The 26514-nt window shown below is 50.1% G+C and carries 19 protein-coding genes; 15 read left to right on the top strand and 4 right to left on the bottom strand.

Going from position 1 to position 26514, the window contains the following annotated elements:
• Positions 1-49 precede the first annotated feature (49 nt).
• The 3 genes from BMW93_RS16630 (at position 50) to BMW93_RS16620 (ending at position 9349) form a co-directional block, all read left to right on the top strand.
• Positions 50-1891: a hypothetical protein gene (locus BMW93_RS16630; RefSeq protein WP_090378403.1), complete on the top strand. Its 1842-nt coding sequence runs from the start codon at positions 50-52 to the stop codon at positions 1889-1891.
• Positions 1892-2100: 209 nt separating this feature from the next.
• Positions 2101-4944, top strand: coding sequence for a carbamoyl-phosphate synthase large subunit (gene carB, locus BMW93_RS16625; RefSeq protein WP_090378884.1), 2844 nt, complete (start codon positions 2101-2103; stop codon positions 4942-4944).
• A 154-nt stretch (positions 4945-5098) separates the two neighbouring features.
• Positions 5099-9349: a T9SS type A sorting domain-containing protein gene (locus BMW93_RS16620; RefSeq protein WP_090378400.1), complete on the top strand. Its 4251-nt coding sequence runs from the start codon at positions 5099-5101 to the stop codon at positions 9347-9349.
• Positions 9350-9428: 79 nt separating this feature from the next.
• Here BMW93_RS16620 and BMW93_RS16615 read toward each other — a convergent pair whose 3' ends face one another.
• A complete protein-coding gene (locus BMW93_RS16615) occupies positions 9429-9683 on the bottom strand; it encodes a DUF4834 family protein (protein ID WP_090378397.1) in 255 nt (84 codons plus the stop codon).
• 125 nt (positions 9684-9808) lie between these two features.
• Entirely contained in the window at positions 9809-10951 is a 1143-nt protein-coding gene (gene bshA, locus BMW93_RS16610) for an N-acetyl-alpha-D-glucosaminyl L-malate synthase BshA (protein ID WP_090378394.1), read from the bottom strand.
• A gap of 181 nt (positions 10952-11132) precedes the next feature.
• Between bshA and BMW93_RS16605 the strand changes: the two genes are divergently transcribed.
• The 10 genes from BMW93_RS16605 (at position 11133) to BMW93_RS16560 (ending at position 21728) form a co-directional block, all read left to right on the top strand.
• Complete coding sequence (locus tag BMW93_RS16605) at positions 11133-12014, top strand: geranylgeranylglycerol-phosphate geranylgeranyltransferase (protein ID WP_090378391.1); 882 nt, start codon at positions 11133-11135, stop codon at positions 12012-12014.
• Positions 12015-12103: 89 nt separating this feature from the next.
• Positions 12104-12799, top strand: a complete 696-nt coding sequence (locus tag BMW93_RS16600; protein WP_090378388.1) for a hypothetical protein — start codon at positions 12104-12106, stop codon at positions 12797-12799.
• Between the two features lie 132 nt (positions 12800-12931).
• Complete coding sequence (gene purN / locus BMW93_RS16595; RefSeq protein WP_090378385.1) at positions 12932-13501, top strand: phosphoribosylglycinamide formyltransferase; 570 nt, start codon at positions 12932-12934, stop codon at positions 13499-13501.
• 11 nt (positions 13502-13512) lie between these two features.
• Positions 13513-14424 carry an EamA family transporter gene (locus BMW93_RS16590; RefSeq protein WP_090378382.1) on the top strand — a complete coding sequence of 304 codons (912 nt, stop codon included), beginning with the start codon at positions 13513-13515 and terminating at the stop codon, positions 14422-14424.
• A 24-nt stretch (positions 14425-14448) separates the two neighbouring features.
• Positions 14449-15504 carry a hypothetical protein gene (locus BMW93_RS16585; protein WP_090378380.1) on the top strand — a complete coding sequence of 352 codons (1056 nt, stop codon included), beginning with the start codon at positions 14449-14451 and terminating at the stop codon, positions 15502-15504.
• A gap of 202 nt (positions 15505-15706) precedes the next feature.
• Positions 15707-16348: a porin family protein gene (locus BMW93_RS16580; RefSeq protein WP_090378377.1), complete on the top strand. Its 642-nt coding sequence runs from the start codon at positions 15707-15709 to the stop codon at positions 16346-16348.
• Between the two features lie 87 nt (positions 16349-16435).
• On the top strand, positions 16436-17833 hold the full coding sequence (locus BMW93_RS16575) for a glycosyltransferase family 39 protein (RefSeq protein ID WP_090378374.1): 1398 nt from the start codon (positions 16436-16438) through the stop codon (positions 17831-17833).
• 104 nt (positions 17834-17937) lie between these two features.
• Positions 17938-18480, top strand: coding sequence for a hypothetical protein (locus BMW93_RS16570; RefSeq protein WP_090378370.1), 543 nt, complete (start codon positions 17938-17940; stop codon positions 18478-18480).
• Between the two features lie 69 nt (positions 18481-18549).
• On the top strand, positions 18550-19887 hold the full coding sequence (locus tag BMW93_RS16565; RefSeq protein ID WP_090378367.1) for a DEAD/DEAH box helicase: 1338 nt from the start codon (positions 18550-18552) through the stop codon (positions 19885-19887).
• A gap of 50 nt (positions 19888-19937) precedes the next feature.
• The gene (locus BMW93_RS16560; RefSeq protein WP_090378365.1) at positions 19938-21728 is read left to right on the top strand and encodes an ABC transporter ATP-binding protein; all 1791 of its coding nucleotides are present in this window, start codon (positions 19938-19940) and stop codon (positions 21726-21728) included.
• A 245-nt stretch (positions 21729-21973) separates the two neighbouring features.
• Here BMW93_RS16560 and hemA read toward each other — a convergent pair whose 3' ends face one another.
• On the bottom strand, positions 21974-23233 hold the full coding sequence (hemA, locus tag BMW93_RS16555; RefSeq protein WP_090378362.1) for a glutamyl-tRNA reductase: 1260 nt from the start codon (positions 23231-23233) through the stop codon (positions 21974-21976).
• A 273-nt stretch (positions 23234-23506) separates the two neighbouring features.
• Between hemA and BMW93_RS16550 the strand changes: the two genes are divergently transcribed.
• Positions 23507-24790 (top strand): PAS domain-containing sensor histidine kinase, encoded by a 1284-nt coding sequence (locus BMW93_RS16550; RefSeq protein ID WP_090378360.1) that lies wholly within the window; start codon positions 23507-23509, stop codon positions 24788-24790.
• A 4-nt stretch (positions 24791-24794) separates the two neighbouring features.
• Here BMW93_RS16550 and BMW93_RS16545 read toward each other — a convergent pair whose 3' ends face one another.
• Positions 24795-25349 carry a hypothetical protein gene (locus tag BMW93_RS16545; protein ID WP_090378357.1) on the bottom strand — a complete coding sequence of 185 codons (555 nt, stop codon included), beginning with the start codon at positions 25347-25349 and terminating at the stop codon, positions 24795-24797.
• Positions 25350-25400: 51 nt separating this feature from the next.
• Here BMW93_RS16545 and BMW93_RS16540 point away from each other — a divergent pair, with 51 nt between their 5' ends.
• A complete protein-coding gene (locus tag BMW93_RS16540; RefSeq protein ID WP_090378355.1) occupies positions 25401-26456 on the top strand; it encodes an acyl transferase in 1056 nt (351 codons plus the stop codon).
• Positions 26457-26514: the final 58 nt, after the last annotated feature.

Genomic DNA, 26514 nt, shown 5'->3' with positions numbered 1-26514 from the left:
ATTGGTGCGTTTGCGTTAAGAAACAGTTGATTTGGAATCCGGATAGCCCATGTGCAGATATTTACTGTTGTTTCTGATGCTTTCCTTCTGCGCGTCGGCTCAAAAACCCGACAGCCTGGAAGTGCACAGCCGCGACAGCATCCGGTACACGAACCTCAAAGCCCGGATGTCCAAAACCAAGTTCTCGAAGGCAGTTTACCGGCTGTTATTCAGGGACGTATATAACAAGGGAAAGGTTACCGAGGTCAAGGAGATCGAAACCAACCCGTTTACGCCCTACGAAGGAATGGTCATCCGTAAAATTTACATCCGGCAACTGAATATCCTCGGCGAATCGGTTTACGACACCACCCGGAAAGGTAACCAGCTCGAAAGGTTTTTGAGCAAAAGTGTGCATACTAACACACGGGAGGGCATTATCCGTAAATCATTCCTGCTATTTTCGGAAGGCGACGACATTCAGGCGCATATTTTAAAAGACACCGAGCGCCTTTTGCGCGCCAACCGGATTTTCGTCGATGCCCGTATCATTGTCATCCCGCGGAAGGACGTCACCTGGATGGCCGATATCGTTGTGCTCATTCAGGACTCCTGGTCGCTCAATTTCGCGGGCGGGTTTAGTTCTTTCAATAAATTCAATGTCGGACTTGAAAATATCAACGTCCGGGGAACGACGCATTCCCAGCGAACGGCCATTCGGTGGGATTCGAAGGACACCGCCAAAAATGGCAAGTTCCAGTTCCGCGCGATCTACACAATCCCTTATATCGGTAAAACTTTTATCTCGGCCCAGGCCAGCCTGATCTTGGAACGCGATCTAAGGGAGCAGTCCATCCGTTTCAACCGTCGCTTCATCACGATCGAAACCAAATATGCGGGTGCTTTGGAAGTGGGCCATTACAAGACAAGGCAAGTCAAACGGGAACTGCAATCCAAGGACTCGCTGACGGTCCTGCTTACCGATTATAAATACTATGATTTCTGGATCGGGCGGTCGTTCAAATTTCCCTTTGCCAATAGTAAGCTGGCCCAGAACTCCCGGATCGTGACCGCATTCAGGCATAACAAATACAATTACGACGAACGACCGGAGGTGGCGCCGAACCTCAACAAGAATTACTGGAACCGCACCGCCACGCTCGTCAGCCTCGGATTTTCAAACCGTAACTATAAACGTGACGTTTTGATCTACGGCTTCGGCCGGACGGAGGACGTACCGGTCGGCAGCCTGTTCGCGCTCACGATCGGGCGCGAGAATACGGAATACGGTGCGCGCGGGTACGGCGGTATTCAGTTCGCGACAGGCAAATACCTGCCCCATAACCTGGGTTATTTCTACGGGCTGGCCAATTTGGGTACTTATTCCAAAAACGGTACCGCCCAACAGGGTGTTATCAATGGAGAAGTCACTTACATCAGCAACCTGATCCCCTTCCGGTACAGCTTCTTCCGGCAATTTGTCAATATACGGTTTGCCAAAGGCATTAACCGCGACCCGCTCGATTACCTCAATATCAGCGGGAACCAGGGCATCCGGGGCATTAACAACGACCGGCTGATCGGTACCAAAAAGCTGACCATCGGAACCGAAACCGTATTTTTCTCCGACAAGAGCCTTTTAGGTTTCCGGATCGCCTATTTTGTATTTGCGGATCTGGGACTGGTCAATGGGGTTCCGCACCTTTGGAAAAGCCCGTTATACCAGGGTTACGGGCTGGGATTACGTCTGCGAAACGAAAACCTGACATTCAATACGCTGCAATTACGCTTCGGATATTACGTCAATATCCCCGAACTCTCCTCCCCTACCCGTTTTGCGGCTTCGGGCAACGTTCCCCTTCGCCTGCGCGACTTCGACATCTCCGCACCGGCTATCGCGCCGTTCCAATAGCGGATAAATCACTCTAATAACCACCTGATTATCTAACAATTAGCTACTATTTCTTAAATTTTTACACTTATTTCAACCCACATCCTGTCCTTTTTCGGATATGAGAATTAACTTTGTGGAATTTTTGGACGTACCCCTGCTCAAAATCGTCAGGCAACTGCCAAAAGTTGTTCAAGTATTTCCTTCATTTCTACAAATTACCATTTACTGTGCCCAAAAATACGAGTATCAAATCCGTTCTGATTATCGGTTCAGGCCCCATCGTCATCGGTCAGGCGTGCGAGTTTGACTATTCTGGCTCTCAGGCAGCCCGTTCACTACGCGAAGAGGGGATTGAGGTAGTTCTGATCAACTCCAATCCTGCAACCATCATGACTGACCCCATCAGTGCAGATCATGTGTACCTGTTGCCACTCGAAAAGAAGTACATCGTTGAGATCCTGGAAAAACACAAGGCGATGGGCAGGCCCATCGACGCGGTGCTTCCTACAATGGGAGGCCAAACGGCGCTGAACCTGGCTATCGATTGCGATAAGGCAGGTATCTGGAAAAAGTATGAAATTGACATTATCGGAGTGGACATCAAAGCGATCGAAACGACCGAGGACCGGGAGAAATTCCGTCTGAAAATGCTCGAACTGGGCGTAAACGTGTGCAAGGGCCGCACAGCCCGCTCTTTCCTCGAAGGAAAAGAGATCGCACAGGAAATCGGCTTCCCGCTTGTAATCCGTCCTTCATTTACCCTTGGCGGTACGGGAGGTGGATTTGTGGAAAAAGAAGAAGATTTCGACAAAGCGCTGAACTACGGCCTGCACGCCTCACCCGTACACGAGGTACTGGTGGAGCAAAGTGTAATGGGCTGGAAAGAATACGAGCTCGAATTGCTCCGCGACAGCAAGGGTAACTTCATCATCATCTGTTCGATCGAGAACTTCGATCCGATGGGCGTGCATACCGGTGATAGTATCACGGTAGCGCCGGCGATGACACTCCCCGACACATTGTACCAGCAAATGCGCGACCTTTCGATCAAAATGATGAATGGTATCGGCAAGTTTGCGGGTGGCTGTAACGTACAGTTCTCGGTGAACCCGGCGGACGACAAGATCATCGCAATCGAGATCAACCCGCGCGTATCGCGTTCATCGGCACTGGCTTCGAAAGCGACGGGTTACCCTATCGCGAAAATCGCGGCTAAAATGGCGATCGGTTACGACCTCGACGAGCTCATCAATCCGATCACCGGCAGCACTTCCGCTTTCTTCGAGCCGTCGATCGATTACGTGATCGTGAAAGTTCCGCGCTGGAACTTCGATAAATTCAAAGGCGCTGATCGCTCACTGGGTCTTCAAATGAAATCCGTTGGTGAAGCGATGGGTATCGGACGTAACTTCCAGGAGGCATTGCAAAAAGCATGTCAGTCGCTGGAAATCCGTCGCAATGGCCTTGGCGCCGACGGCCGCGAGCTCCGCGACCAGGAGGCGATCAAATACAGCCTGCAACATCCGAGCTGGGACCGCCTGTTCCACATTTATGATGCATTCAAAATAGGTCTGTCGTTTAAAACGATCCAGAACCTGACTAAAATAGACGCGTGGTTCCTCCGCCAGATCGAAGAGCTGATCGAGCTGGAACACGAAATCGAGAAATACGACCTCGAAGACCTGCCGAAGGAATTGCTTCTGACGGCGAAACAGAAAGGCTACGCCGACCGCCAGATCGCGCATTTGATCGGCACGAAAGAAAGTAAGGTTTACGATCGCCGGAAATCACTGGGTATCAATCGTGTATACAAATGCGTTGATACCTGTGCGGCCGAGTTCGAAGCCAAAACACCTTACTACTACTCTACTTTCAATACATCGCAGGAATTCCCTGATAACGAGTCGATTGTCAGCGACCGCAAGAAGGTGATAGTACTCGGTTCAGGTCCTAACCGCATCGGCCAGGGTATCGAATTCGACTACTCTTGTGTACACGGCGTATTGGCCGCCAAAGAGGCAGGTTACGAGACGATTATGATTAACTGTAATCCTGAAACCGTTTCGACCGACCCGGATATTTCCGACAAACTGTACTTCGAACCCGTTTTCTGGGAGCACGTTTTCGACATTATCGAGCACGAAAAGCCTGAGGGTGTGATCGTTCAGCTCGGTGGCCAGACGGCCCTTAAAATGGCAGAGAAACTGGAAAAATACGGTGTAAAAATCATCGGTACCGATTTCCATTCGCTCGACTGGGCCGAAGACCGCGGACGTTTCTCGTCGTTGCTCGAAGAACTCGGCATTCCTTATCCGAAATTCGGAACCGTGAGAACTTCCGACGCTGCGGTTGAGCTTTCGCGCACGCTGGGCTTCCCGTTGCTGGTTCGTCCGAGCTACGTTTTGGGTGGCCAGAGCATGAAAATCGTGATCAACGAGAAGGAGATGGAACAACATGTAGTGAAAATCCTGCAAGACATTCCGGACAACAATATCCTCCTCGACCACTTCCTCGAAGGTGCATTGGAAGCAGAAGCCGACGCGATCTGCGACGGTGAAGACGCTTACATCATCGGTGTGATGGAGCATATCGAACCCGCGGGTATCCACTCCGGGGACTCGCACGCCGCATTGCCGCCATTCGACCTCACAGCCGACGAAATCCGCCAGATCGAAGAGCATACCCGCAAAATCGCGCTCGCAATGAATGTGAAGGGATTGATCAACGTTCAATTCGCGGTGAAAGACGGCGTCGTGTTCGTGATCGAGGCCAACCCACGCGCTTCCCGCACGGTACCATTCATTTGCAAGGCCTACGAAGAACCTTACGTGAACTATGCTACCAAGCTAATGCTCGGCGACAAGAAAGTGAAGGATTTCAACTTCAACCCGAAGAAAAACGGCTGGGCGATCAAGATCCCTGTATTCTCATTCAACAAATTCCCGAATGTGAACAAGGAACTCGGCCCCGAAATGAAATCGACTGGTGAAGCGATCTACTTCATCAAGGATTTGGAAGATGAGTTCTTTCAGAAGATTTACGGCGAAAGGAATCTTTATCTGAGCCGGTAAGAAAAATAAGTTGCAGTAACATCAAGCCCCGGATTTCTCCGGGGCTTTTTGCATTAAATACATTTGTAAACGAGAATAAAATAGTGGTCACATTCCCCCAACATATTCTGTATTATGTGCTATTTTCGGGAATTAATTGTAACCACTCCCCTACATGTTTAAGTTTTACGCCCGCATTCTTGCAATGTGGCTTTGTGTATCTTTGGCTGCGAATGCGCAGTCGCCTACAATTGGCCTGAATGGTGATTATTACGCTTCCATCTGCACGAATGTACCTTTCCGTCTCAGTGTGACCACCACGGGATCCTTCAATGCTGACAACAAATTTTCAGTCCAAATGCGGGCAGCCGAAAATCAGGTCACCCTGGCCGAATTTCCTGCCGTGCTGAGCGACGGAAGATTGGAATTTACCCTCAAAGACTCGGTTACTTATGCTAACCGTCAGGTTCAATTCAGGGCGGTCGCTTCGTCACCCAAGACTCAGAGTGGATGGACATACGGCACATTTGTGTACAGCAGAGGCCGGATTATCCTCAACCCGACCAATCAGAAGGACACTATCAATACTTTCGATAATGTCTCGGTTCCTTTTTCAGGAACGAGTGTCGGGGATATCAGGGTCACCCTCAATGATAGTACCAAGTTTAGTTTTTATGCCAATCCTGGCGGCTTTTCGGTTACCCAACCACTCACGGTGCGTAGTGCGAATGCCGTGTACACCATTGCACATGCCGAAAACATCTGTGGTGCCATGGAGGTTACCGGGCGCTACCAGCCGGTAATTAATGCTATTTCTGTAAAAACGGTCGGCGTTGCACCGAATACGGTTTGTGAAAATAGCGAAGTAAAGGTGACTTTCTCGACCGCCGGTACGTCATTCGACGCACAAACCAGGTACCGCATCCGCTTTTCAGAGACTTACTGGCAGAGTTCGCGAAGATCCGTGGAAGCACCGGCAACACTGCAAGGCAATTACCTCGTAGCAACTTTCCCCGATAAACTGAAATTGCAGAGCGGTCAGCAGTTTAGTGTACAGGTGATTACCGACAGTCCTGCAACTGTATCCACGCCTTCACAAAACACTATTACCGTTTGGCCCAAAACCAGTGCCACTTTCGCCACATCAAGCCAGACGACCGACATCGGCAACTCAGTTTATCTGAATGTAAAGGCATACGGGCTTCCGCCCTTTTTGGTGGAGCTCACCGACGGCAGCAAGGTCACCGGCAACTCCACGGACCTCGGTTTCCACGTATCGCCTTCATCCAACCAGAATTATAGCATAAAAAGCGTTACCTCCGGCTGCGGAACCGTAAACATTACCGATCAGGAAGTGCTGCAAATCAAGGTGAGGCCAGGCATCCGCTTCGCTACGGACCCTAATACCAGTCTGATTGCATGCGCGGGCCCAAATACCCGGGTGAAATTCGCTTCCAGCGCTCAGCTTACGGACGCGACGACATATAAAATTAAGGTGAGTCCGAGCAACGGCAACAATTACTACGTGAACGCGAACCGTTCAGGCGAATATCTGGAATTCCCTCTTTCTACCTCCGTAAGCTACTCCAACACAAGCTTTCAGATCGTCACCACCAATCCCAGCCTGGAATCCAACTATACCTATAATCTCATCATTCAAACGCCTCCCAAAATCAAATACTACGCTAACTCGATGTCTGGCACAGTCCTGGATATTCCGGGCCGTTTGTCGGTATCCTATAACATGGATGGCGGAGCTCCGTACAGGATTGAGGAGATGGACGGAACAGTTAAGACAGTTGACACCTGGTACACCAACGGTCCCGAGCTTTTTGTCAAACAACCTACGCAGTATAAGATCAAGTCGATTGCTAATGACTGCTTTAAAAACGAAAATCCGGGCTCGGTAACCTTCACCGTAAAAAACGCGACGGAGCCGGGCATCTACATTGAACCCATCAAAGCCACCATTTGCAACGGCGACAGTATTGAAGTGGTGTTCGGCACGGTGGGGCAATTCGGTGCCGGTAACAAGTTCACCATTCAGACAAACCAACCATGCTGTGATTTTAAGCCTTTGCGGGTCGTGGAACAGGGCGGCAAATACAAGGTGAAGATTCCCGCCGAAGCGTCCTACAACTATGAAGGGGAAATTCGCATTGCTTCCTCCAATCCGGTGCTTTTCAGCAATGTCGAGCGCACCAGGATACAGATTCCGGCGAAGGATTTTTACGTATACCCCGACACAAAGCCCGAGGAACCTTACAAATACGTGGCAAGCGATGCCGGAGTTTCGCTGTCGGTGGGTGTAAATACGTCCTTGCTGAGTATGATTTACACGGAAAACGATTTGGAGAAGAGTTATACATTCGAACCTTACTCTTATGGTTTAATGGTTAAACCGAAACCGGGCGCAACGACGACCTATGAAATCAAGTCGGTGACCAATGAATGCGGGACTTTCCCCGTGAATAAAAAGACTTATATCCGCGCCATGCCTAACCGCATCCAGTTTACCTCCGGACTTGCATCGGTTTATTGCGCGGGATCGCCTCTTGCGCTTCCGTTTAGTATTACGGAAGGAATGGACACCGGTGCAAGTTACTCGCTGGAAATCGCGCCAGGCAACACATCCGATTTCACGCCGCTTGTGACCGGCGAGAAGGGTAAACAGTTCAATACCAATATTCCGCAAGATTTTGCCACGGGATCTTACCTGCTACGTATCGTGTCGTCCGACGGCTCGATATCTGAACCCCAGGGTACTCAAATCTCGGGGCCACCCACCGCAACGCTTTCACCTGACAATGGGCAGAGCAACCCCGTTAAAATAGAAGCCGGCCAAAGCCTGACGCTTCGTATTCGCACGGAAGGAGCATCGCCGGTCACCGCCATTTTCAGCGACAATTCCCGCCAGGACTTTTACAGCAGCGATCAGAGCTGGTATGTGACCCCCGCCAGAAGCCAGCAATACAGCATTGTTTCCGTAAGTAATGCATGCGGCTATGGTACCGCGAGCGGTAAGGTAGATGTGACCGTGAACCCGCGCCTGAACGCATCTGCACAAAGCACGGCTGTATGCGAGGGTGGTTCGATTACGGTGAATTATGAGCTCATTGGCGACGCAGACCTGTCCGACAGCTACGTGCGCTTCTCCATTAAAGAACAAAGTAGTGACGGCAAAACCATCGCACTGGACTCTACGCGGGCCCTCAAAGGCAGCGTAACGCTCAAACTGCCGGACGCATTAACAGGCAGCTATTATGCGATCGTTTGCTCCGTTGCAAAATATAGCCTTTCAACAACGCTGGGCGTAGGTGTCACTACCAAACCAAGCGTGACCCTCTCCGGCAACACTACAATCAACAGCGGCGAGTCGACGCAGCTGATTATCCAAACAAACAAGTACACCTCGGATATGGCGAGGTACACCCTTTCCGACGGTACTTCCGGAAGCATTTATGGCTCCCCCGGATCGGGCACTTACGTGACCGTCACGCCGACCAAAACGACAACCTATACCATTACGTCTATCGTAAATGGCTGTGGTAACGGTGTGGTCAGCGGCTCGGCTACAGTAGAGGTCAACCCTCCTTCTGAACGTACTGTTACGGTTACATCGATCATCACCAAGTCGGGCTTTAATGCGTGTACAGGTGATACGATCGGTGTTGATTACAAGACGGCCGGATCATTCTCAGCAGGCAACACCTTTACCGTACAGATTTCGGACAGCACGGGAAAGAACTTCCGGAATATAACTACGATCGGAAACGCCAAACCCATCCAGGCTATCGTGCCGGGCGACCTCTCGCCTACTGCCCAATACCGCATCCGTGTAATTGCGTCCGACCCGAACACGGGCAGCGGCGCATTCGGCGCACCGCTTGTTGCAATGCAAAAAGCGCGGGCTCGTTTCGCATCCGAAACGGTGATCTTCGATGGCGTCAACAATCCTAAGATAACCGTTCTGCTAGGTGGCGGCGGTCCATGGTACTACCAGTTCGGTACCGATGGCTCGGTGATGAACCGGCAAGCCTACACTTCTACCGACGTCGTTGAATTATTCCAGGCATCCCCCAGCCAGTATTACCGGCTGTTCAGGGTTTCCAACGGCTGCGGTGCCGGTATCATCGAGTCTCCGTCTACGGTAAAAGTGGAAGTGGTTACAGCGACGGAGCCGAATACGCCGTCGTTTCAGGTAACCGTCGCACCTAACCCGGTCCAGGATATCCTCACCGTTAAATCCGAAAGTAGCGACGAAAAAACCATCCAGCTGATCTCGCAAAATGGCTCGCTTGTCCGTGCCGTCAAAACCCGCCTTCGCGAGGAACAACTCGATATCCGTAATCTATCACCCGGCGTTTACCTCCTGCATGTAAATGCAAAAGGCCGAAAGGCGACATTCAAGGTGATCAAACAGTAAAACGCATTCATACCAAAACATGAAAAGCCCGGGATATCCCGGGCTTTTCATGTTTATAGCATTTCAAAAAAATCTACTTCTATTTCACTTCTTCATAATCCACATAGTCGCCTCCTTTGAATTTCGACGCCCCATTATTTTGCGGGGTACTGTCGACCCGGATGCCGCCCGGTTTGGTACGGGCGCGCTCGGCCTGCTGTTGTGCGCGGTATGCTTTTTCCTGTTGTTTGATCAACTGCCTGCCCACCAGCAGGTGGAAAAGGAAGCGCCGGAAAAGCGGCACAAATGCGATCAGAAGCACTAATATGAATAAAATATTAAATACCCATTTCATCTTTTCAACAATTTTTTACCTCAATCAATAACGTAAAACTACCATAAATAGCACACGAATATAAGTAAAACCTCATGAAAGACGAAACCGGGCACTGAGCGGCGCTTCTGCATTACCGGCGGCATTTACGCCAGGTCGACCGCCTTGCTGTTTTCCACCACGCGCTCGTAATAAGCTTCGTAATGCGGCAGGATTTTCGCCACGTCAAATTCGCGGGCCCGTGCCAATGCATTCGCTTTGAAAGTGGGTAAGTTGGCGTCGTCGAGAATGTAGGCTGCGTGTTTCACCATGTCCTCCACATCGCCTACGTCGCTCAGGAAGCCCGTTACGCCGTGTACGTTCAGTTCGGGCAAGCCGCCGGCATTGGAAGTGATAATCGGCACTTCGCAAGCCAATGCTTCCAGCGCGGCAAGTCCGAAGCTTTCCGATTCGGAAGGCATCAGGAACAGGTCGGCTACGGAAAGTACTTCCTCTATGGCGTCGAGTTTACCCAGGAAACGGACATCCGAGAGCATGTCCAGGTCCTTGCAAAGGCGTTCGATGCGCATGCGGTCGGGGCCGTCGCCTACGAGGAGCAGCTTGCTCGGCAGGAGCTTGCGCAGCTTTTCGAAGATCATGATCACATCGTCGATCCGCTTCACCTTCCTGAAATTGGAGGTATGGACGATCAGCTTCTCGTTGTTAGGACAAATGGCGAGTTTGAAATGATCTTTCTTCTGCCGGTTGAAGCGATCGAGATCGATAAAATTGGGGATTACCTCGATGTCCTTGGTAATCTTGAAATGATCGTAAGTGTCTTTTTTGAGAGAGTCGGAAACGGCGGTAATACCATCCGACTGGTTGATACTGAATGTTACGACAGGCTCGTAGGAAGGGTCTTTTCCGACCAGCGTAATGTCCGTGCCATGCAACGTCGTAATCACTGGGATATGAATGCCTTGTGCGGCGAGGATCTGCTTCGCGAGGTACGCGGACGACGCGTGCGGGATCGCGTAATGTACGTGAAGTAAATCGAGCCCTGCATTGGCTACTACGTGCACCATTTCGCTCGACAGCGCCGATTCGTACGGCGGGTACTGGAACAAAGGATAGGCAGGTATATTTACTTCATGGTAATAAAGGTTCTCATTAAAAAAATCCAGCCGTTGGGGCTGGGAATAGGTAATGAAATGAACCTGGTGGCCGGCCTTCGCCAACGCTTTTCCAAGCTCGGTAGCTACCACACCGCTTCCTCCGAAGGTAGGATAGCATACGATACCAATTTTCATATTAAGTCAGCAAATGGTTGAATATCCGGCATGAACAACCGCCCGGATAACGGTACAGAATAGCTAACAACAAATGCAGGATTTTTATCCCACAAATGGATAAAGAAGTGAAGAATTGTCGTTAATGGGATAAAATGAATAATTTTAGTGCCTAAACCTTCTTTTTCCAGGTCCAAACTTCATGAATGTGTCGGCCAGACCCAAGATTACAACGTGGGATTATGTCACCGGGAGTGCGCGTCTTGTGCGCATGACCAACCTCGTCATTGTGGCCCTCACACAATACCTTACACGCATCCTGCTCATCGGTCCGCGGCATGAATGGAAGGCCATCGTGGCGGACCCCGACCTATTCGTACTCTCGCTTTCAACAGTTTGCATTGCCGCCGCCGGTTACATTATCAACGACTATTTCGATGTCAAGATCGACATCGTCAACAAGCCCGAAAGAGTGGTCGTAGGCCGCTACCTGAAACGCCGCTGGGCCATGGGCGCGCACCAGGTTCTGAACGTCGTCGGGGCGGTGCTGGGGTTAGTGGTTAGCCCGTACATCTTCATTATCAATGTATTTTCGATCACGCTGCTCTGGTTCTATTCCGAGCGGTACAAGCGCTTGCCGTTCATCGGAAACTTCATCGTTTCACTACTTACAGGGCTTACATTACTGATACTTACTGTGCATTATCCGGCCAACAGGCATCTGGTATTCATTTACGCCGTCTTTTCTTTCTTCATTTCACTCATCCGCGAAGTGGTGAAGGATATGGAAGACATTCGTGGCGACGAGGCGCACGGCTGCCGGACACTGCCTATTATCTGGGGTATCCGTCGCACGAAAACGTTCCTGTATTCGATAATCGTCATTTTTGTACTGACGTTGTTCGTTATGGCCCGCGCATTGCAGAACAACCTGCTTACGCTCCTCTTCCTGCTGCTTCTGATCCCGATCGCATTGCTCTTGCTACGCCTCTATCAGGCGGACACGCGTCGTGACTTCAAGGAAATCAGCAGCCTTTGCAAAATCATTATGCTGCTTGGGCTGATCACCATGATCTGGGCCTGACGTGCCAATTAATTTAACATTTCAAGCCGCTTAATTAACCGGTTGAAAAGTTATATTTGATCACCCCAAAACTAAATCGAGTTACGAATATGAAAAAGTTAATCCTATGGAGTATCGCTTGCGTGATGATGCTCAGCCTGAGGGCTTATGCACAGGAATGTGCCGGATTTGCCTTTAAAGAAGGAGGCGGATTTGAAATGAACAATTTCGACGGAAAAGGCAAGGCGCTGGGCAAGCTCACCTATAAAATCGCCAAAGTAGCGAAAGAGGGCAGCAATACGGTGGTGACGATCGATATGGAGTCTTTCAATGCCAAAGGCAAATCGGAATTGAAAAACACTTACCAGATGAAATGCGACGGAAATGTGCTCACACTCGACGCGGCATCGCTCATCAGCCAGGAGCAGTTGAAATCGTTCCAGAGCATGGAGATGAAATTTACCTACGACAATATCGAGATCCCGTCCAGGCTCTCGGTCGGCGACAAGTTGAAGGATGCAGCCGTCAAAGGCGAAGGCAAATCCGGGCCGATGCCGGTGAATTTCAATATGCTGATCAAAAACCGCACGGTAGCCGGTCAGGAAAAGCTTACGGTTCCAGCCGGCAGCTATGATGTGTACAAAATCAATTCGGATATGGATGTGGCCATGGTGATGGGTTTTCCTGTAAAAATGGAGATGCAAACCGTGTCGTACCGTGCGCCAGGCATTATCTGGGACCTGAAAACGGAGACGTACCGTAAAGGGAAACTGATGGGGTACAGCGAGCTGTCCAAAATATATTGATTTCACGCAATGCCATATTAACATTTCCCTAAAGAACGGCTTGCAGTTCGTCGGCAAGCCGTTCTTTTTATAGCTTTGTCCGGATATTCTTTCAACGATATTCCTTATCTATCATAACAACTACGCTTAATAATGAAGAGAATTGCCATTTTCGCCTCCGGTTCGGGGTCTAATGCCGAAAAAATCTGCGAGCATTTCGCAGACCGCGACGACGTGGATGTGTCGCTGATTTTCACCAACAATCCCATGGCCGGAGTGATCAGAAGGGCACTCAAATTGCAGATACCGGTTGTCTTCTTTGACCGCAAAACCTTTTACCATACCGGCAAAATCCCCCAGATACTCCAAAACGAAGGCATCGATCTGGTGGTGTTGGCGGGCTTTATGATGCTCGTGCCCCCTGTGCTGGTCCAATCATTTCCAAATAAAATGATCAACATCCACCCGGCGCTGCTGCCGAAATACGGCGGCAAAGGCATGTACGGACATTTCGTGCATGAAGCGGTGGTCAATGCCGGCGAAACCGAATCGGGCATTACGATCCATTATGTGAACGAGCATTACGACGAGGGTGACATTGTTTTCCAGGCGAAATGCGACATTGCGCCCGGCGATACCCCCGAGGACGTCGCGCGTAAGGTACACGCGCTCGAATACGAGCACTACCCGCGTGTGATCGACGAACTCGTAACGGGACGATAAGCCACTGCACCATGCTGTTCTTCCTGCTAGCGGTTATTTTCACGGTATTGCTTTACCTGATCATGCGCGCCTACCCCCGCTATCAGGTAGACTCGTTCCACGCGGTGGTTTTCAACTACTACTCGTGCGTACTTACCGGGCTTGTACTTACGCCCGATCTGCGTGTATTCACGGAGGTGCAATGGGCGTCGGAAGGGACCATGCTCACCATGGCGCTCGGGGCGATGTTCGTCACGGCGTTCATGCTCATCGGGCTTACCGCGCAAAAAGTAAGTGTAACGGCCACGTCGCTGGCAGGCAACATGTCGCTGGTGATCCCGGTGCTCTTCGGGCTATTTGTTTTCAGGAATAACAACAAAGATTTCACCGCGCTCAATTACCTCGGGCTTGTGCTGGCCCTGGTGGCGCTTGCATTGGGTGCTATCCAGCATTCCTCGAAGGCTTCGGATACGACCAATACAAGTAATGCGGGGCAGGCATTATGGATTTTGCCTGTCCTTACGTTCTTTGCGACCGGCACAAATAATACGCTGATCAACTTTTTATCTTCCAAATATTACCCTGCGGGGCAGATCACCGTTTTCATGATCATCGCGTGCTTTGGCGCCGTGCTGATCGGCACTTCGATCCTCATTTACCGGATCATCGCGCATGGCCATAAGCTGAAACTCCGGAGCGTTCTCGGCGGTTTGCTGCTTGGCGTGCCCAATTTTCTATCACTTTATTTCCTTCTACTGGCGCTTGCCGCATTCGGGAACAGCGCGGCCTATGTTTTTCCGATTTACAATATCCTGACCATGCTCGTTTCCGCCATCGCGGCGTGGCTATTATACAAAGAGCGCCTCAATACGCTGAATAAGTGGGGTCTGGTACTCGCGGTACTCGCTATTGTACTGATTTCCTACCAGGAACTGAACCTGTGATCCCGCGCCTACTGTTTACTGACCATGACTGACACCTCCATCCTGCATATTCCCGGGCAAGACAAGCCTCTCAACAAGAAACAAAAAGAGTTCAATCTGCTTTCCGAAACGATCGAAGCGCTCGACCGCCAGATTGCCGACCTGCAACAGGCCTATGACGAAATGCTGCGACGCATACCGTCAGACCTCGATCCACTCCTGCGCGAATACCAGGGTTATCGGGCCGATATTGTCAATCTATGGGACCGCGCCTACGAGGCGGAGCATTTTCGCAAGGCTTATCAAACCAAGCTGGCCTATCTGATCACGGAAAATGCTTATGACCTGATCAAAAATCACGGGCTCACCGATCTGAAATCTGTTTTTAACAAATACAGCCCGGTAAACATCGATGCACTGCTGGAAGAAGAGCGACTGAGAGAGAGTTCGCGTATTAAAGACCCCGCATTCCTACTCGAAAGTGTTAACGTAACTGAGCCGGAGGTTTCATTCCACGAGCTATCGTCAGAAGAGCAGCAGCGCATCAAGGCCGAAAGAAGAGAGCAACGGATGGATCAGCGAACCCGCGAGGCGCAGCAGGCAAAGACCACCAAATCGGTAAGGAGCGTGTATATGGAGCTGGTGAAAACTTTCCACCCCGATCGCGAGACGGACGAAGCTGAAAAAGAGCGTAAAACCGAGACCATGCAGCGCATTACCAAGGCGTACCAGGCCAACAACCTGCTCGACCTCTTGAAATTGCAAATGGAACTCGAACAGATCGACCGCAGCGGGCTTGAAAACCTCAATAAAAACCAGCTGAGCTATTATAACAAAATCCTCAGGCAGCAGGTAGAAGAGCTCGATCAGCAAAAAGAGGCCATTCAGCATCAGATATCAGCCATTTGCGGCCTTCCGTATCAGCATGCTAATTCTCAGGTGACTGTGATTGCAAAGTTTAATACCAATATCAACGAGCTAAAAGCGGAGATCAAGGACATCAGGAAGGTGTACAAACACTGGCTCGTGCCTTCACAGCTCAAAGCCTACCTCAAACCTTTCCAGATTCCCAACCAGCCGGAAGACGACTCCGAAGATTAACAAAACCAGTCGTTTTTTGCGGGAAACGTATACAATACGTAGATGTTTTTCCACGAAATTCAACATGAATTTAAATGTGATTATATAAATACGGCGACACACGATGCTAGTGATAAGCCGGTTAAATGGAATCACGCACAATATGCAGGATTGGCATATAATTTATGCATAATGGCGTTGACGCACCCAAACTCACATTTAAATGAAAAATTGCATTTTTTTGCTGCTCGCAGTCGCATTTTGTAGCTCGCGGGCACAAGCTCAGGAAAACGTTTCCATTGGCCCGCTGGTAGGCTTGTCGATTGCCAATTTCCGCGGAGATGTTTCGAATACCGATTGGAAACCGGGATTGACCATAGGAGGCTTCTACAATTACAGCTCCGAATCGGGCTTTGGTTTTAGCGGTCAGCTGCTTTTTACACAACTTGGCGCGCAGATCAACAACAAAACCAACGAAATTAACCTGAACTACATCCAGGCCCCATTGCTGGCCACCTTCTTTTTCGGACGCTACGGCGACCGCTTACGCCCTAAAATTTTCCTCGGCCCCAACCTCAACTTTCTGGTAGGCGCGAGGGACAAAAACGGCAATAACATCAACGGAGATTCGAACAACCGCATTTACGCCCCATTTGACCTCGGCCTGACTTTCGGCGGGGGATTGAATTACCGCCTGCAAGAAAAGATCTGGCTGAATTTCGATGTTCGGTATGGCGTGGGGTTGCTCGATGTCACGAGGCTCGATAATTCCAATATTAAAAACAACAACTGGGGCATTAATGTAGGCCTAAGCTTCCCGCTGGGAACCTATAATAAACACACCGGAAGATTACGTACGCGCTGACACACTATAATTCATGAGCAGAAGGGCATCCAACTTTGAGTGCCCTTCTTTACTTTTGTTACCGGTAGGTTTTAACGCACACTGCCTATGCTTCAAAAGGATTTGTTGAAAATTACCAAATGGGGCCTGGTAACCGCCGTGCTGATCTGGATGATCGGCTGGCTGATGCTGATTCCCGAAGACTTTTCCGCCGAAATAGCGGCTGTTTCTGCGGAAACGGTAAAAAGTGGTCGCCCTATCGAGCAAACGGGTATCGCTACCCCCATCCTTTCGCTTTCCGTGGGAGCCATGCGGCTTTTTGGGGTCAATCAACTGTCGCTGCACATTCCCGGCTTCCTGGCCATTCTTTTCAGCCTGTTCTGCGCCTACCGTTTTGCGAAAGCGGCTTCGGGCACGGAATCGGCCATACTTTCGGTGCTCATACTGGGGACATCGCAGGCCACATTTCTGGTCAACAATGAGCTGGGGGATGCCAGCTATCTGGCCGCAAGCTACATCTTTATGCTATGGCAGATATACACCTACCTCGAAACCAAAAAAATAACCAACCTGATACTCTCCCTTCTGGGCTGTACCGCGCTTATATTGGTCAAAAACACTTTCCCCGATAGTGCAAACCAGTGGCCCATCGATCCGGTACTCACCTTACTGATCACATTCTCGCCCTGGACTATTTTCCTGATCCTCGCCGTGATCGACCTCGTTCAGCGGATTATGTTCCCCGATTACCACCGGATACAAAAGCATGAACTGATTTGCCTGATGGCCATCGTCATGCCTTTCATTTTCAGCTACTTCAATCCGTTCAGGGCTACTTTTGACGTGTATATGGCATACCCGGTGGCCTCGGTGGTCGTAGCTATATACATTGTCCGCCGCCTCGAAAGCGATCCGGAAGCCTTCTCGGGCCTGCTTGCGTACGTGCACGCAGTAGCTGCGTACTCGGCGCTTGCATTGCTGTTTTTCCTTGTGTGGTTTACTTTCCCGGCCGATAACTATTTCGGGTTGGTTCATTTCATGGCATTGCTCAGCATTCTTACCTGGCTGATTTTCTTTTCACCCGTCCACAACAAGCTCATTGTAGGATGCGTAGTGTTTGCCATTGGAGCCAACCTTGTGCTTACTACCTATTTTTACCCCAATATCTACGAATACCAGGCGCCCGCAAAGCTCGGTATCATCGCAAGGGCCAATGGGGCCTCGCGCGACCGGTTTTTCAGTTATCAGGCGGGAACACCTTACAGCCTGCGTTTCTATTCGGGTGTGCATGTTACCGAAGTCAACGACTTTGGAAAATTAGTGGGTATGAAAAACTGCCTGGTTTATACCCATCAAAACCTCCTGGGCGAATTCAAAGCCATTCGCCCCGATCTGCAAATCCTGGGCAGCTGCGAAGAATATCCAAGGAGAATCCTCGATTTCCGCTTTCTCGACCCGAACACACGGGCTTCCTATGTTCAATCCAAAGTACTGATCAAGCTGTAAATCTGTCTTGTAAGAATGGCAAAATAAATTTTCGCCCAATTTTACTTTGAAATACAAAGTACTTTTATAATTTTGAATTCTAAACTTAAACGATCACCTGCCTTATGCAAACCATTAACACCAGATTGTCGCCCTGGCATATCGTTGCCGTCATTGTGCTTGTACCTCTGCTGCTTACGTCCCTGGCCCTCTGGCAATGGAAACCGAGCGTATTTGTCCTCGCCTCCGTGCTTGCGCTGGGAGGCGCGCGTGTCGTGTACGAACTGTTTGTGATGAAAAAAATGGGTAACCGGGCCTACCAGCTGGCATTTGGGCTCGCCATTGCCGCTGTACTGCTGCTTATGTGGATGAATGCGGCTGTCGGAGGAATTCTCGGCGATAATCCTGCGAATATGATGTATTTCGGGGTGTTACTGGTGGGCTTGGCCGGAGCAATCATTGCCCGGCTGGAAGCAAAGGGGATGTCGCACGCATTATTTGCGACGGCTTTTGCAATGCTACTGGTGCCGCTGGTCGCCTGGCTGATCGGCACTCCTGCATTTGCCAATGGACTGGCGGCCGTTTTTGCATTGCATGCTTGCTTTGCGTGGCTTTTTGCGGGATCGGCATTGCTGTTCCGGCGCGCCGCACGTTCCTCGCACGAGTAGATAAAAACGACTTGCATCATGCGTTCAGAGGGATTAGCCGTACCTTTGTAGTCTTTGACGAACTGCATTATGACTTTTGAAGATTTAAATCTCACCAAACCGCTTCTGAAAGCGCTTTCGGAAGCGGGCTATATAACGCCCACTACTATTCAGCACAAGGTCTTTTCGGTCATGATGTCCGGAAAAGACGTTTGCGGTATCGCGCAAACCGGTACCGGAAAGACATTTGCCTATTTACTGCCTACGCTCCGGCAGATTGAATACGCCAAAGACCGTTTACCTCAACTTCTCGTCCTCGTACCTACGCGTGAGCTCGTGGTGCAGGTGGTGGAGGAAGTGCGTAAACTCGCGGCTTACACGACATTGCAAGCCGTCGGCGTATATGGAGGCGGGAATATCAAAGTGCAGATGGCGGAGCTTCACGAGGGCGCCGACGTGGTGGTAGCTACGCCCGGCCGATTGTACGATCTGGCGTTGAATGGCTCGTTGAAAACCAAAAACATCAAAAAGCTGGTGATCGACGAGGTGGACGAAATGCTGAACCTCGGGTTTCGTACACAATTGAAAAACATCCTCGATTTACTTCCGCAGCGCCGCCAGAATTTGCTGTTCTCGGCTACCATTACCCAGGATGTGGAAGCATTGATGAAAACATATTTCAATGATCCGGTACGCATTGAAGCTGCGCCGGTAGGGACCCCGTTGGATAATATCGAGCAGCAGGCTTATGATGTCCCTAATTTTTACACCAAAGTAAATCTCCTCGACCTGCTGCTCGACCGGCACGAGGAAATGAACAAAGTGCTGATTTTCGTAGCTACCAAAAAACTGGCCGACCAGCTGTACGGCCAGCTGGAACTCGGCTATATGAACAAAATCGGGGTGATCCATTCCAACAAGGACCAGAACCACCGTTTCAATACCATCCGGCAATTCCATGCCGGCAACTACCGCATCCTGATCGCCACCGACATTATCGCCCGCGGGCTCGATGTGGCGGAAGTTTCGCACGTTTTCAATTTCGACATTCCCGAAGTGCCGGAAAACTATATTCACCGCATTGGCCGCACGGGCCGGGCGGATCAGAAAGGCATTGCCATTTCCTTCATCACCGAGCGTGAAAAGCCATTCCAGGAACAGATCGAGGAGTTGATGGATTTTGAGATACCAATGCTTCCATTGCCCGAAGGTTTGAAGATTTCGGAAATACTGACACCGGACGAGGAGCCTAAATTTTTCATGAAAAACATCGAGCTGAAACGCCCCAAGCGCGAAGATGTGGGCCCGGCATTTCATGAAAAGAAGGCTAAAAATCAGAAGGTTAATGTCCGCCGCGATCATGCGAAGGAAAAAATGGCCAAGTACGGGCGTCCTATCAAGCGTTCCGGCACCAAGCCCAAGAAATAGTTAAGCACCAGATATTCAAATCATTTTGCCAGATTTCGTGTTGACCGTGCATGAATATCTGGCAAATCTTTCAAAGGCTCCGGCCGTTCGTCAAGCCGTACCACCGGCAAATCGCATTTGCACTATTCCTTACCTTGCTGGGCGCTGTTACGGCGCAGGTAAACCCCTGGGTGCTGCGCTACACGGTCGATACGGTACAGTCCATGCTCGACAAGCACTGGGGCATTTTGCAGGGCAAAGAGCTGCTCCTTCAAATCACGGCGATACTGTTCGTGAAAGAAATCGTGAATACGTTCATCGTTTTCGGGCAGCGGTATTTTGGTGAAAAAATCCGTATTAAAGTTTCCAGCGATCTCGCGCAGAATGCCGTCAACCGCATTTTGACTTACAATCTTGCGTTTTTCAGCGACAATGAAAATCAGAAAGGCAAACTGCAAACCCGCATCGACCGGGGCGCGGAGAGCCTTACGAAGCTGATCCAGAATTTTTTTATCGACATTCTGCCATTGTTTGCCAATGCGGTCGTCGCACTGGGCATTATGTTCTCGGCCAATTTCTATGTCGGCTGCATTGCCCTGGCCATTCTGCCGGTGTATTTCTGGATAAGTTTCAAGCAGGCCGGCGAGTTGCAGGGCGTCCGCCGGAAGCTAAAACGGCAACGCGAGAACAAGAGTAACGGTCTCATTAACCTGATCGAGTCGGTGATCGTGATCAAATCCTTCGTGCGCGAGAAGCAGGAAGGCGAAAAGCAGTACCGCCTGCAAATGGAGCTGATGGATTCGCAACTCAAAACGCGTAAAACCAACTTTACCTACGACGGTATCAAGAGTTTCATTGAGCAAATCGGCGTGGTATTAATCATCATTCTCACAGCTTACCTCGTGCTCGATCAGCAAATGTCTATCGGCGCGATTATGTTCCATATCCTGCTGTTCAACAACGTCTCCGCCCCTATTCGCCAGCTCCACCGAATTTACGACGAGATGAACGATGCCCTCACCTACTCCGAAGGTTTCTTCGATATCCTGGACGCCAACGATTCGGTAGAAATCAGCGGAGAAACGGTAAAAGAGCAGTTCCGCGGCGATTACCAATTACGGAATGTGTCGTTTGCCTACCCTAATGGGACCAAAGCATTATCCGGCATCGATATGGAGATCAAATCGGGGCAGACTACGGCATTGGTAGGACTTTCCGGCGCGGGCAAAAGCACACTAATCAATCTGCTTGTCGGTTTTTACGCACAGGATGCGGGCGAGATCCTGCTCGACGGGCGACCGTTAAAGTCCTATGATCTTTCGTCGCTACGTAATGCAATCGGTATGGTATTGCAAAAGAACCACATTTTCAAGGGGTCCATCGCCGAGAATATCTGGTACGGCAAACCCGACGCGAGCTGGGAAGAACTTGTGGAAGCTTCCAAAAGCGCCTATTTACATGAGCAAATCATGGAACTACCGAATGGCTACGAAACGGACGCGCAGCTGCTTTCCGGCGGCCAGCAACAGCGCATTGCCATTGCCCGGCTGTTTCTCAAAAACCCGCCCATTATTTTCCTCGACGAGCCTACCGCCAGCCTCGACGCCATTGCGACCGAGCAGATCAAAAACAGCCTCGATGCGATCAAGAAGAACCGGACGGTTGTCATCATTTCACATAGCCTGGCACAAATTCTGGATTCAGACCAAATATATGTGATGAAAAAAGGACAGATCGTCGAATCGGGGAAACATGAGGATTTATACGAACAAAATGGCGTTTACAGGGAGATTTTCAATGCTTCCGCCCGCAGCCTCAACCTGGGAAAGATGCTCGAAACCATGAGCCGCGACCAGGATTGAAAATTTTTTAAAATATTTTTTCGGGTCAGTGATCTAAAGTGATCCCTCCGTCGTATGTCGTTGCATGGTGACGAACGACCAATCCAAAAGCATTTTTAGCTGCGGATTTGAAGATACAATTAATTATTGTGGAGGGTAAGGTAATACATAGAGCGGGTGGCGAATGTCACCCGCTCTTTTTTGTGCATAAAAAAACTCCCGGACGCACGCCCGGGAGTATGATATTGGAAGAGGTCTATGTGATATTAATGGCTTTCTTTCTCTTTTTCCAGATTGAACAGGTCGTTCAATACGTCGATCAACGTTTCGGCTTCTCCTCTCTTACACGCCGCTTTCAATTGAAGTACAGGCAGTTTAAGAATTTTCTGCATCATGCTGGTGGTAATGCGCTCTACTTTTTCCAGCTCCGATTCAGTGAGGTTTTTCGTAAAACGACCTAATTCTTCCTTGCGGATCTGTTCCAGCGCACCTTTCAGCTTCTGGATCGTCGGCGAGACGATCATCTCGCGTGACCAGTCGTTGAATTCCACTACCGCTTCGGTGATGATCTCTTCCACGTGGGGAACGGCATCGAGCCTGCGCTGCAATGCTTCGTCGGCTTTTGACCGGATCGAATCGATCGTGTAGAGCATCACACCCGGCACTTCTTCCACTTCCGGCGATACGCTGCGCGGGACCGAGAGGTCGATGAAATATTTGAACGACATTCCACGGAGGCGCACCATCATTTCCTTGGTGAAGAATGGTTCTTCGCGCTGGATGGATGATACGATAATGTCGGCATTTGAAATTTCGGATTCAATATCTGCAAAATCCGCTACTCTGAAACCCAGCTCCGCGCCCAGCGCTTCGGCTTTGCTGCGGGTCCTGTTCACCAGCGTCACTTCCGCATTGGTATTCTGCGAAAGGTTGCGGCACACATCCGTGCCGATCTCGCCCAGGCCTACCACGAGGATTTTGGGATTCGGCATAAGGCCTTCGAGCAACTCGACGGCCGCATAGGAAACGGAAGCAGCGCCATCGCGGAAGAATGTCTCCTGCGCGACGCGTTTGTTTGCAAAAAATATGGTGTGGAGCAGTCGATGCAAAAACGGCCCGGCCATATTCAGGTCGGCCGACCATTGGTATGCGTGCTTGATCTGGTTCGGGATTTGCATATCCCCTACCACCTGCGACTGCAAGCCAGTGGCTACGTGGAACAGGTGCTGCACCGCTGCGTCGCCTTCGGAAAACTGCTCGAAATAAGCTTTGAAACTTTCTACGTCTTCAATACCCTTTTCGATCAGTAAAAGCTTGATAATGTCTTCGTTAAGATCGTTGGAGGAAGAGTAGTATATTTCGGTGCGGTTGCAGGTAGAGACGGCAAGAACGTCGGAGATATCGAAAAAATCTTTCAGACGAAGCATCATGCTCTTTGCTTCCGCCTCATTCAATGCAAGCTGTTCCCTGATAGCAAGAGGAGCATTCCGATGTGATAAACTGACTGATTTGAACTGGTTATACATCACTTTGTCTAATTCGATGCACAAAAATACTTCACAAAAATCATAATATGAATGTGGAACTATGACCGTTCACTTATTTAGAAAGCATTTAAATAAAACAGCCGTAAGTCATACAAATTTCACTCCGCGAAAGGCCTGAAAACATGATCCTCGTCATATTTTGAACTGATCGGCGTGGGTGATGAAAAACGGTCGCAAAGCCACTAAGCTTAAATTATTTGCGTTATTTGTAAACTATAACACTAACATCGGGCAGATTGTGCCCGACCCTGAATGATCAGCGAAACCCCAAAAGAAAAACCACGTTTCAAGCTGCACCCCGTAGCCATCCTGAATAGCCAGCGCCTGCGCCGCTCGTTGATGGATACTTACGATCAGAAAAGCTTTTACAAATACGTGATCGGGATCATCCTGCTCATTCTCAGCATTGGTTCGCTGTTTTATACCGATAAGCTGGTGGAAGAGCTGGAAGAACGTGAAGAAAGAGAGGTACAACTTTACGCGGAAGGCTTGCGCTACGTCGTGAACAGTCCGCTGGACGAGAACTTCAACGTAATTTACCAGGTGATCGAAGATGCCGTGAATTTCTACCAGATCCCGGCCATTTACGTCGATGAAAACAACATTCCGAACCCCAATAAGAACATTAAGTTCCCTGCCAAAATAAGCCGCCAGGAGCGCGAGCGCATTATTCAGGAAAGGCTGGAAGAAATGAAACTCGAACATCCGCCCATTCCGGTGGAACTGGGCAAAGGACGAGCGGGAAAAATCTATTACAGCAACTCGTTTTTGCTCACGCAGCTCCGCTACTATCCGTTTTTACAGCTCTCGGTGATGCTTTTGATCGGCTACCTGGCCTATCTCGCATTCAGTTCCGCGCGGAAGGCGGAGCAGAACCGTGTGTGGGTAGGTCTGGCGAAGGAAACGGCCCACCAGTTGGGCACGCCGCTGTCGTCGCTGATGGCCTGGGTGGAATATTTCCGCAGCGACCCGACGATAGACCCGTCCATTGCCGAAGAAATTGAAAAGGATGTGATCAGGCTGGAAATGATCACGACGCGGTTTTCGAACATCGGGTCTATTCCCACACTTAGGCAGGAGCCTATTGCAGCCATTGTGACCAACTTCATCAACTATCTTGAAAAACGGGTTTCGTCCAAAGTGAAATTCGAGGTCCATAACCAGCTTGCCGACGAACAAACTGCCTTGCTGAACAAGAACCTTTTTGAATGGGTGATCGAGAATATCTGCAAGAATGCGGTGGATGCAATGAGCGGTGTGGGCCAAATCCACGTGACGCTGCAAGCGCCCCCGCGTGCGAAGGAGATCTGGATCGACATTGCCGACACGGGAAAAGGCATGACCAAAGCGCAGGCCAGCAAGATCTTCAATCCCGGTTTCAGTACCAAAAAACGCGGCTGGGGCCTGGGACTAACGCTGGCTAAGCGGATTATCGAAAATTACCACGCGGGCAAGCTGTTTGTCAAAACCTCGGAGGTAGGAAAAGGAACGACATTCAGGATAATCCTGAATGCCGATATTTTGGAAGAATCTTGAAAGATTATGGCAGGAGCGGTACCACGATGGTATCCGTTTCCTCCTGGTTGCTGACGCGGAATGCGCGGTCAATAATCCGGACTTTAAACTTTACCGTCGTAGGAACGGTGCTGCGCGATTTGAGGAAACGTGCGTTAAAGTCCAGCTTACCTTTAATCGGGCCGGCTTTACCATCCAGCTTTAATCTTGGGAAAAATTTAAAAGAATCGCCGCTCATGATTGTTTCGCTCCAAGAGCCGTCTTTTCGCTTGATCATGGTCACCAGTTCGTAATTCGCTTCCAGGTTCCAGTTTGGTGCTTTCTTATATTGCTTGGTAAATCCAACGGTATCCTGCACTTCCGCATTGGTTGCACCGAGGTCGCCATCACCGTCTGTAAAATCAACCGTTATCGTCACGACTTCCGTTTCTCCTTGCGGGGCACCATTCACGGTGTCTATCCGCGTCTCCTGCGAGATGCCGTTATAATCAATCCACGGCGTATCGTCGAAATCGGGGATGTCGACGCAACTCGCCGATGCGACCGCTAACAGGATGAAGAGGGAAACTTTCAGCTTCATATGCGTTCTATTTTTAACTTTGCTTTTTAAGTATCTACGAAAGTAAGAGGATTGGAACTTCAAAACAATAAATCCATTGCCGAAATACGGGCAGGGCTACGGGAACAGATCGTGACCTTCGAACCGGCCGATTTTGAGCCGCTTGCGCTCAGGGTTTTCCGCTTTCAGGCCGAGTACAATCCTATTTACAGGGATTATATCCGGCATTTGGGCATCGACCCGGCGGGCATTACCGCCGTGGCACAAATCCCTTTCCTTCCAATCCAGTTTTTTAAGAATCATCGCGTCGCTACGGGGCATGCTTCCGACGCGTCAGTTGTTTTCCAGAGCAGCGGGACTACCGGCCTTTCTACCAGCCATCATCACCTTTACGACGAACCGCTTTACAAAGCAGTTTCCTATCGCATTTTCCAGCACAATTATGGCGACCTGAACCGCTTTCATATCCTGGCGCTGCTACCGTCATACCTTGAACGAAGCAACTCCTCGCTCGTGTATATGATGCAACATTTTATTGAAGAGAGCGAATCGGAATATTCCGGGTTCTACCTTCATAATACGGGGGAAATGCTGCACCGCCTGCGCCACCTCGCCGACAATCCTGACGGCAAAGGTATTCTGCTGCTGGGCGTTACATTCGCATTGCTGGATCTGGCCGAAAGCAGTTTCGACCTTTCATTTCTTCAAAACATCGAACATCTCACGGTGATGGACACCGGCGGGATGAAAGGCCGCCGCAGGGAAATGCTCAGGGAAGAGGTACACGACGAGCTCACCGCGAGCTTCGGCATACCGGCGATCCACTCGGAATACGGCATGACGGAACTCCTTTCGCAAGGCTACTCGCATGGTAATGGCCTGTTCGTACCAGGATATTCGATGCGCATTCTCCTTCGTGATATTAATGATCCTTTCGCCGTCAGCGACCACAACCTGGGTTCGTCTAAAACCGGCGGCATTAATGTGATAGACCTGGCCAACCTCGACACCTGCTCGTTCATCGAGACGCAGGACCTCGGGCGGTTCGGGGAGAAGCCCGGCACATTTTACGTCATGGGCCGCTTCGATAATTCCGATATCCGCGGCTGCAATTTAATGGTTCTCTGAATCGTTCAACTGACCGGCTGAGTTTAAAACAGTCGGTTACATTTTAATATAAATTTAA

It is taken from the genome of Dyadobacter sp. SG02, assembly GCF_900109045.1.
GTDB lineage: Bacteria > Bacteroidota > Bacteroidia > Cytophagales > Spirosomataceae > Dyadobacter.
Note: the sequence above shows the minus strand (reverse complement) of the source record. Positions and strands in the feature narration are given on the sequence as shown.

What these genes read in the sequence shown, in the direction of transcription:
- BMW93_RS16605 (WP_090378391.1), top strand. Translation starts at nt 11,133, where the DNA reads ATGAATGTGTCGGCCAGACCCAAGATTACAACGTGGGATTATGTCACC.
- BMW93_RS16560 (WP_090378365.1), top strand. Translation starts at nt 19,938, where the DNA reads ATGAATATCTGGCAAATCTTTCAAAGGCTCCGGCCGTTCGTCAAGCCG.
- BMW93_RS16600 (WP_090378388.1), top strand. Translation starts at nt 12,104, where the DNA reads ATGAAAAAGTTAATCCTATGGAGTATCGCTTGCGTGATGATGCTCAGC.
- BMW93_RS16585 (WP_090378380.1), top strand. Translation starts at nt 14,449, where the DNA reads ATGACTGACACCTCCATCCTGCATATTCCCGGGCAAGACAAGCCTCTC.
- BMW93_RS16590 (WP_090378382.1), top strand. Translation starts at nt 13,513, where the DNA reads ATGCTGTTCTTCCTGCTAGCGGTTATTTTCACGGTATTGCTTTACCTG.
- purN (WP_090378385.1), top strand. Translation starts at nt 12,932, where the DNA reads ATGAAGAGAATTGCCATTTTCGCCTCCGGTTCGGGGTCTAATGCCGAA.
- BMW93_RS16630 (WP_090378403.1), top strand. Translation starts at nt 50, where the DNA reads ATGTGCAGATATTTACTGTTGTTTCTGATGCTTTCCTTCTGCGCGTCG.
- BMW93_RS16580 (WP_090378377.1), top strand. Translation starts at nt 15,707, where the DNA reads ATGAAAAATTGCATTTTTTTGCTGCTCGCAGTCGCATTTTGTAGCTCG.
- BMW93_RS16545 (WP_090378357.1), bottom strand. Translation starts at nt 25,349, where the DNA reads ATGAAGCTGAAAGTTTCCCTCTTCATCCTGTTAGCGGTCGCATCGGCG.
- BMW93_RS16565 (WP_090378367.1), top strand. Translation starts at nt 18,550, where the DNA reads ATGACTTTTGAAGATTTAAATCTCACCAAACCGCTTCTGAAAGCGCTT.
- BMW93_RS16550 (WP_090378360.1), top strand. Translation starts at nt 23,507, where the DNA reads ATGATCAGCGAAACCCCAAAAGAAAAACCACGTTTCAAGCTGCACCCC.
- bshA (WP_090378394.1), bottom strand. Translation starts at nt 10,951, where the DNA reads ATGAAAATTGGTATCGTATGCTATCCTACCTTCGGAGGAAGCGGTGTG.
- BMW93_RS16620 (WP_090378400.1), top strand. Translation starts at nt 5,099, where the DNA reads ATGTTTAAGTTTTACGCCCGCATTCTTGCAATGTGGCTTTGTGTATCT.
- hemA (WP_090378362.1), bottom strand. Translation starts at nt 23,233, where the DNA reads ATGTATAACCAGTTCAAATCAGTCAGTTTATCACATCGGAATGCTCCT.
- BMW93_RS16575 (WP_090378374.1), top strand. Translation starts at nt 16,436, where the DNA reads ATGCTTCAAAAGGATTTGTTGAAAATTACCAAATGGGGCCTGGTAACC.
- BMW93_RS16570 (WP_090378370.1), top strand. Translation starts at nt 17,938, where the DNA reads ATGCAAACCATTAACACCAGATTGTCGCCCTGGCATATCGTTGCCGTC.
- BMW93_RS16615 (WP_090378397.1), bottom strand. Translation starts at nt 9,683, where the DNA reads ATGAAATGGGTATTTAATATTTTATTCATATTAGTGCTTCTGATCGCA.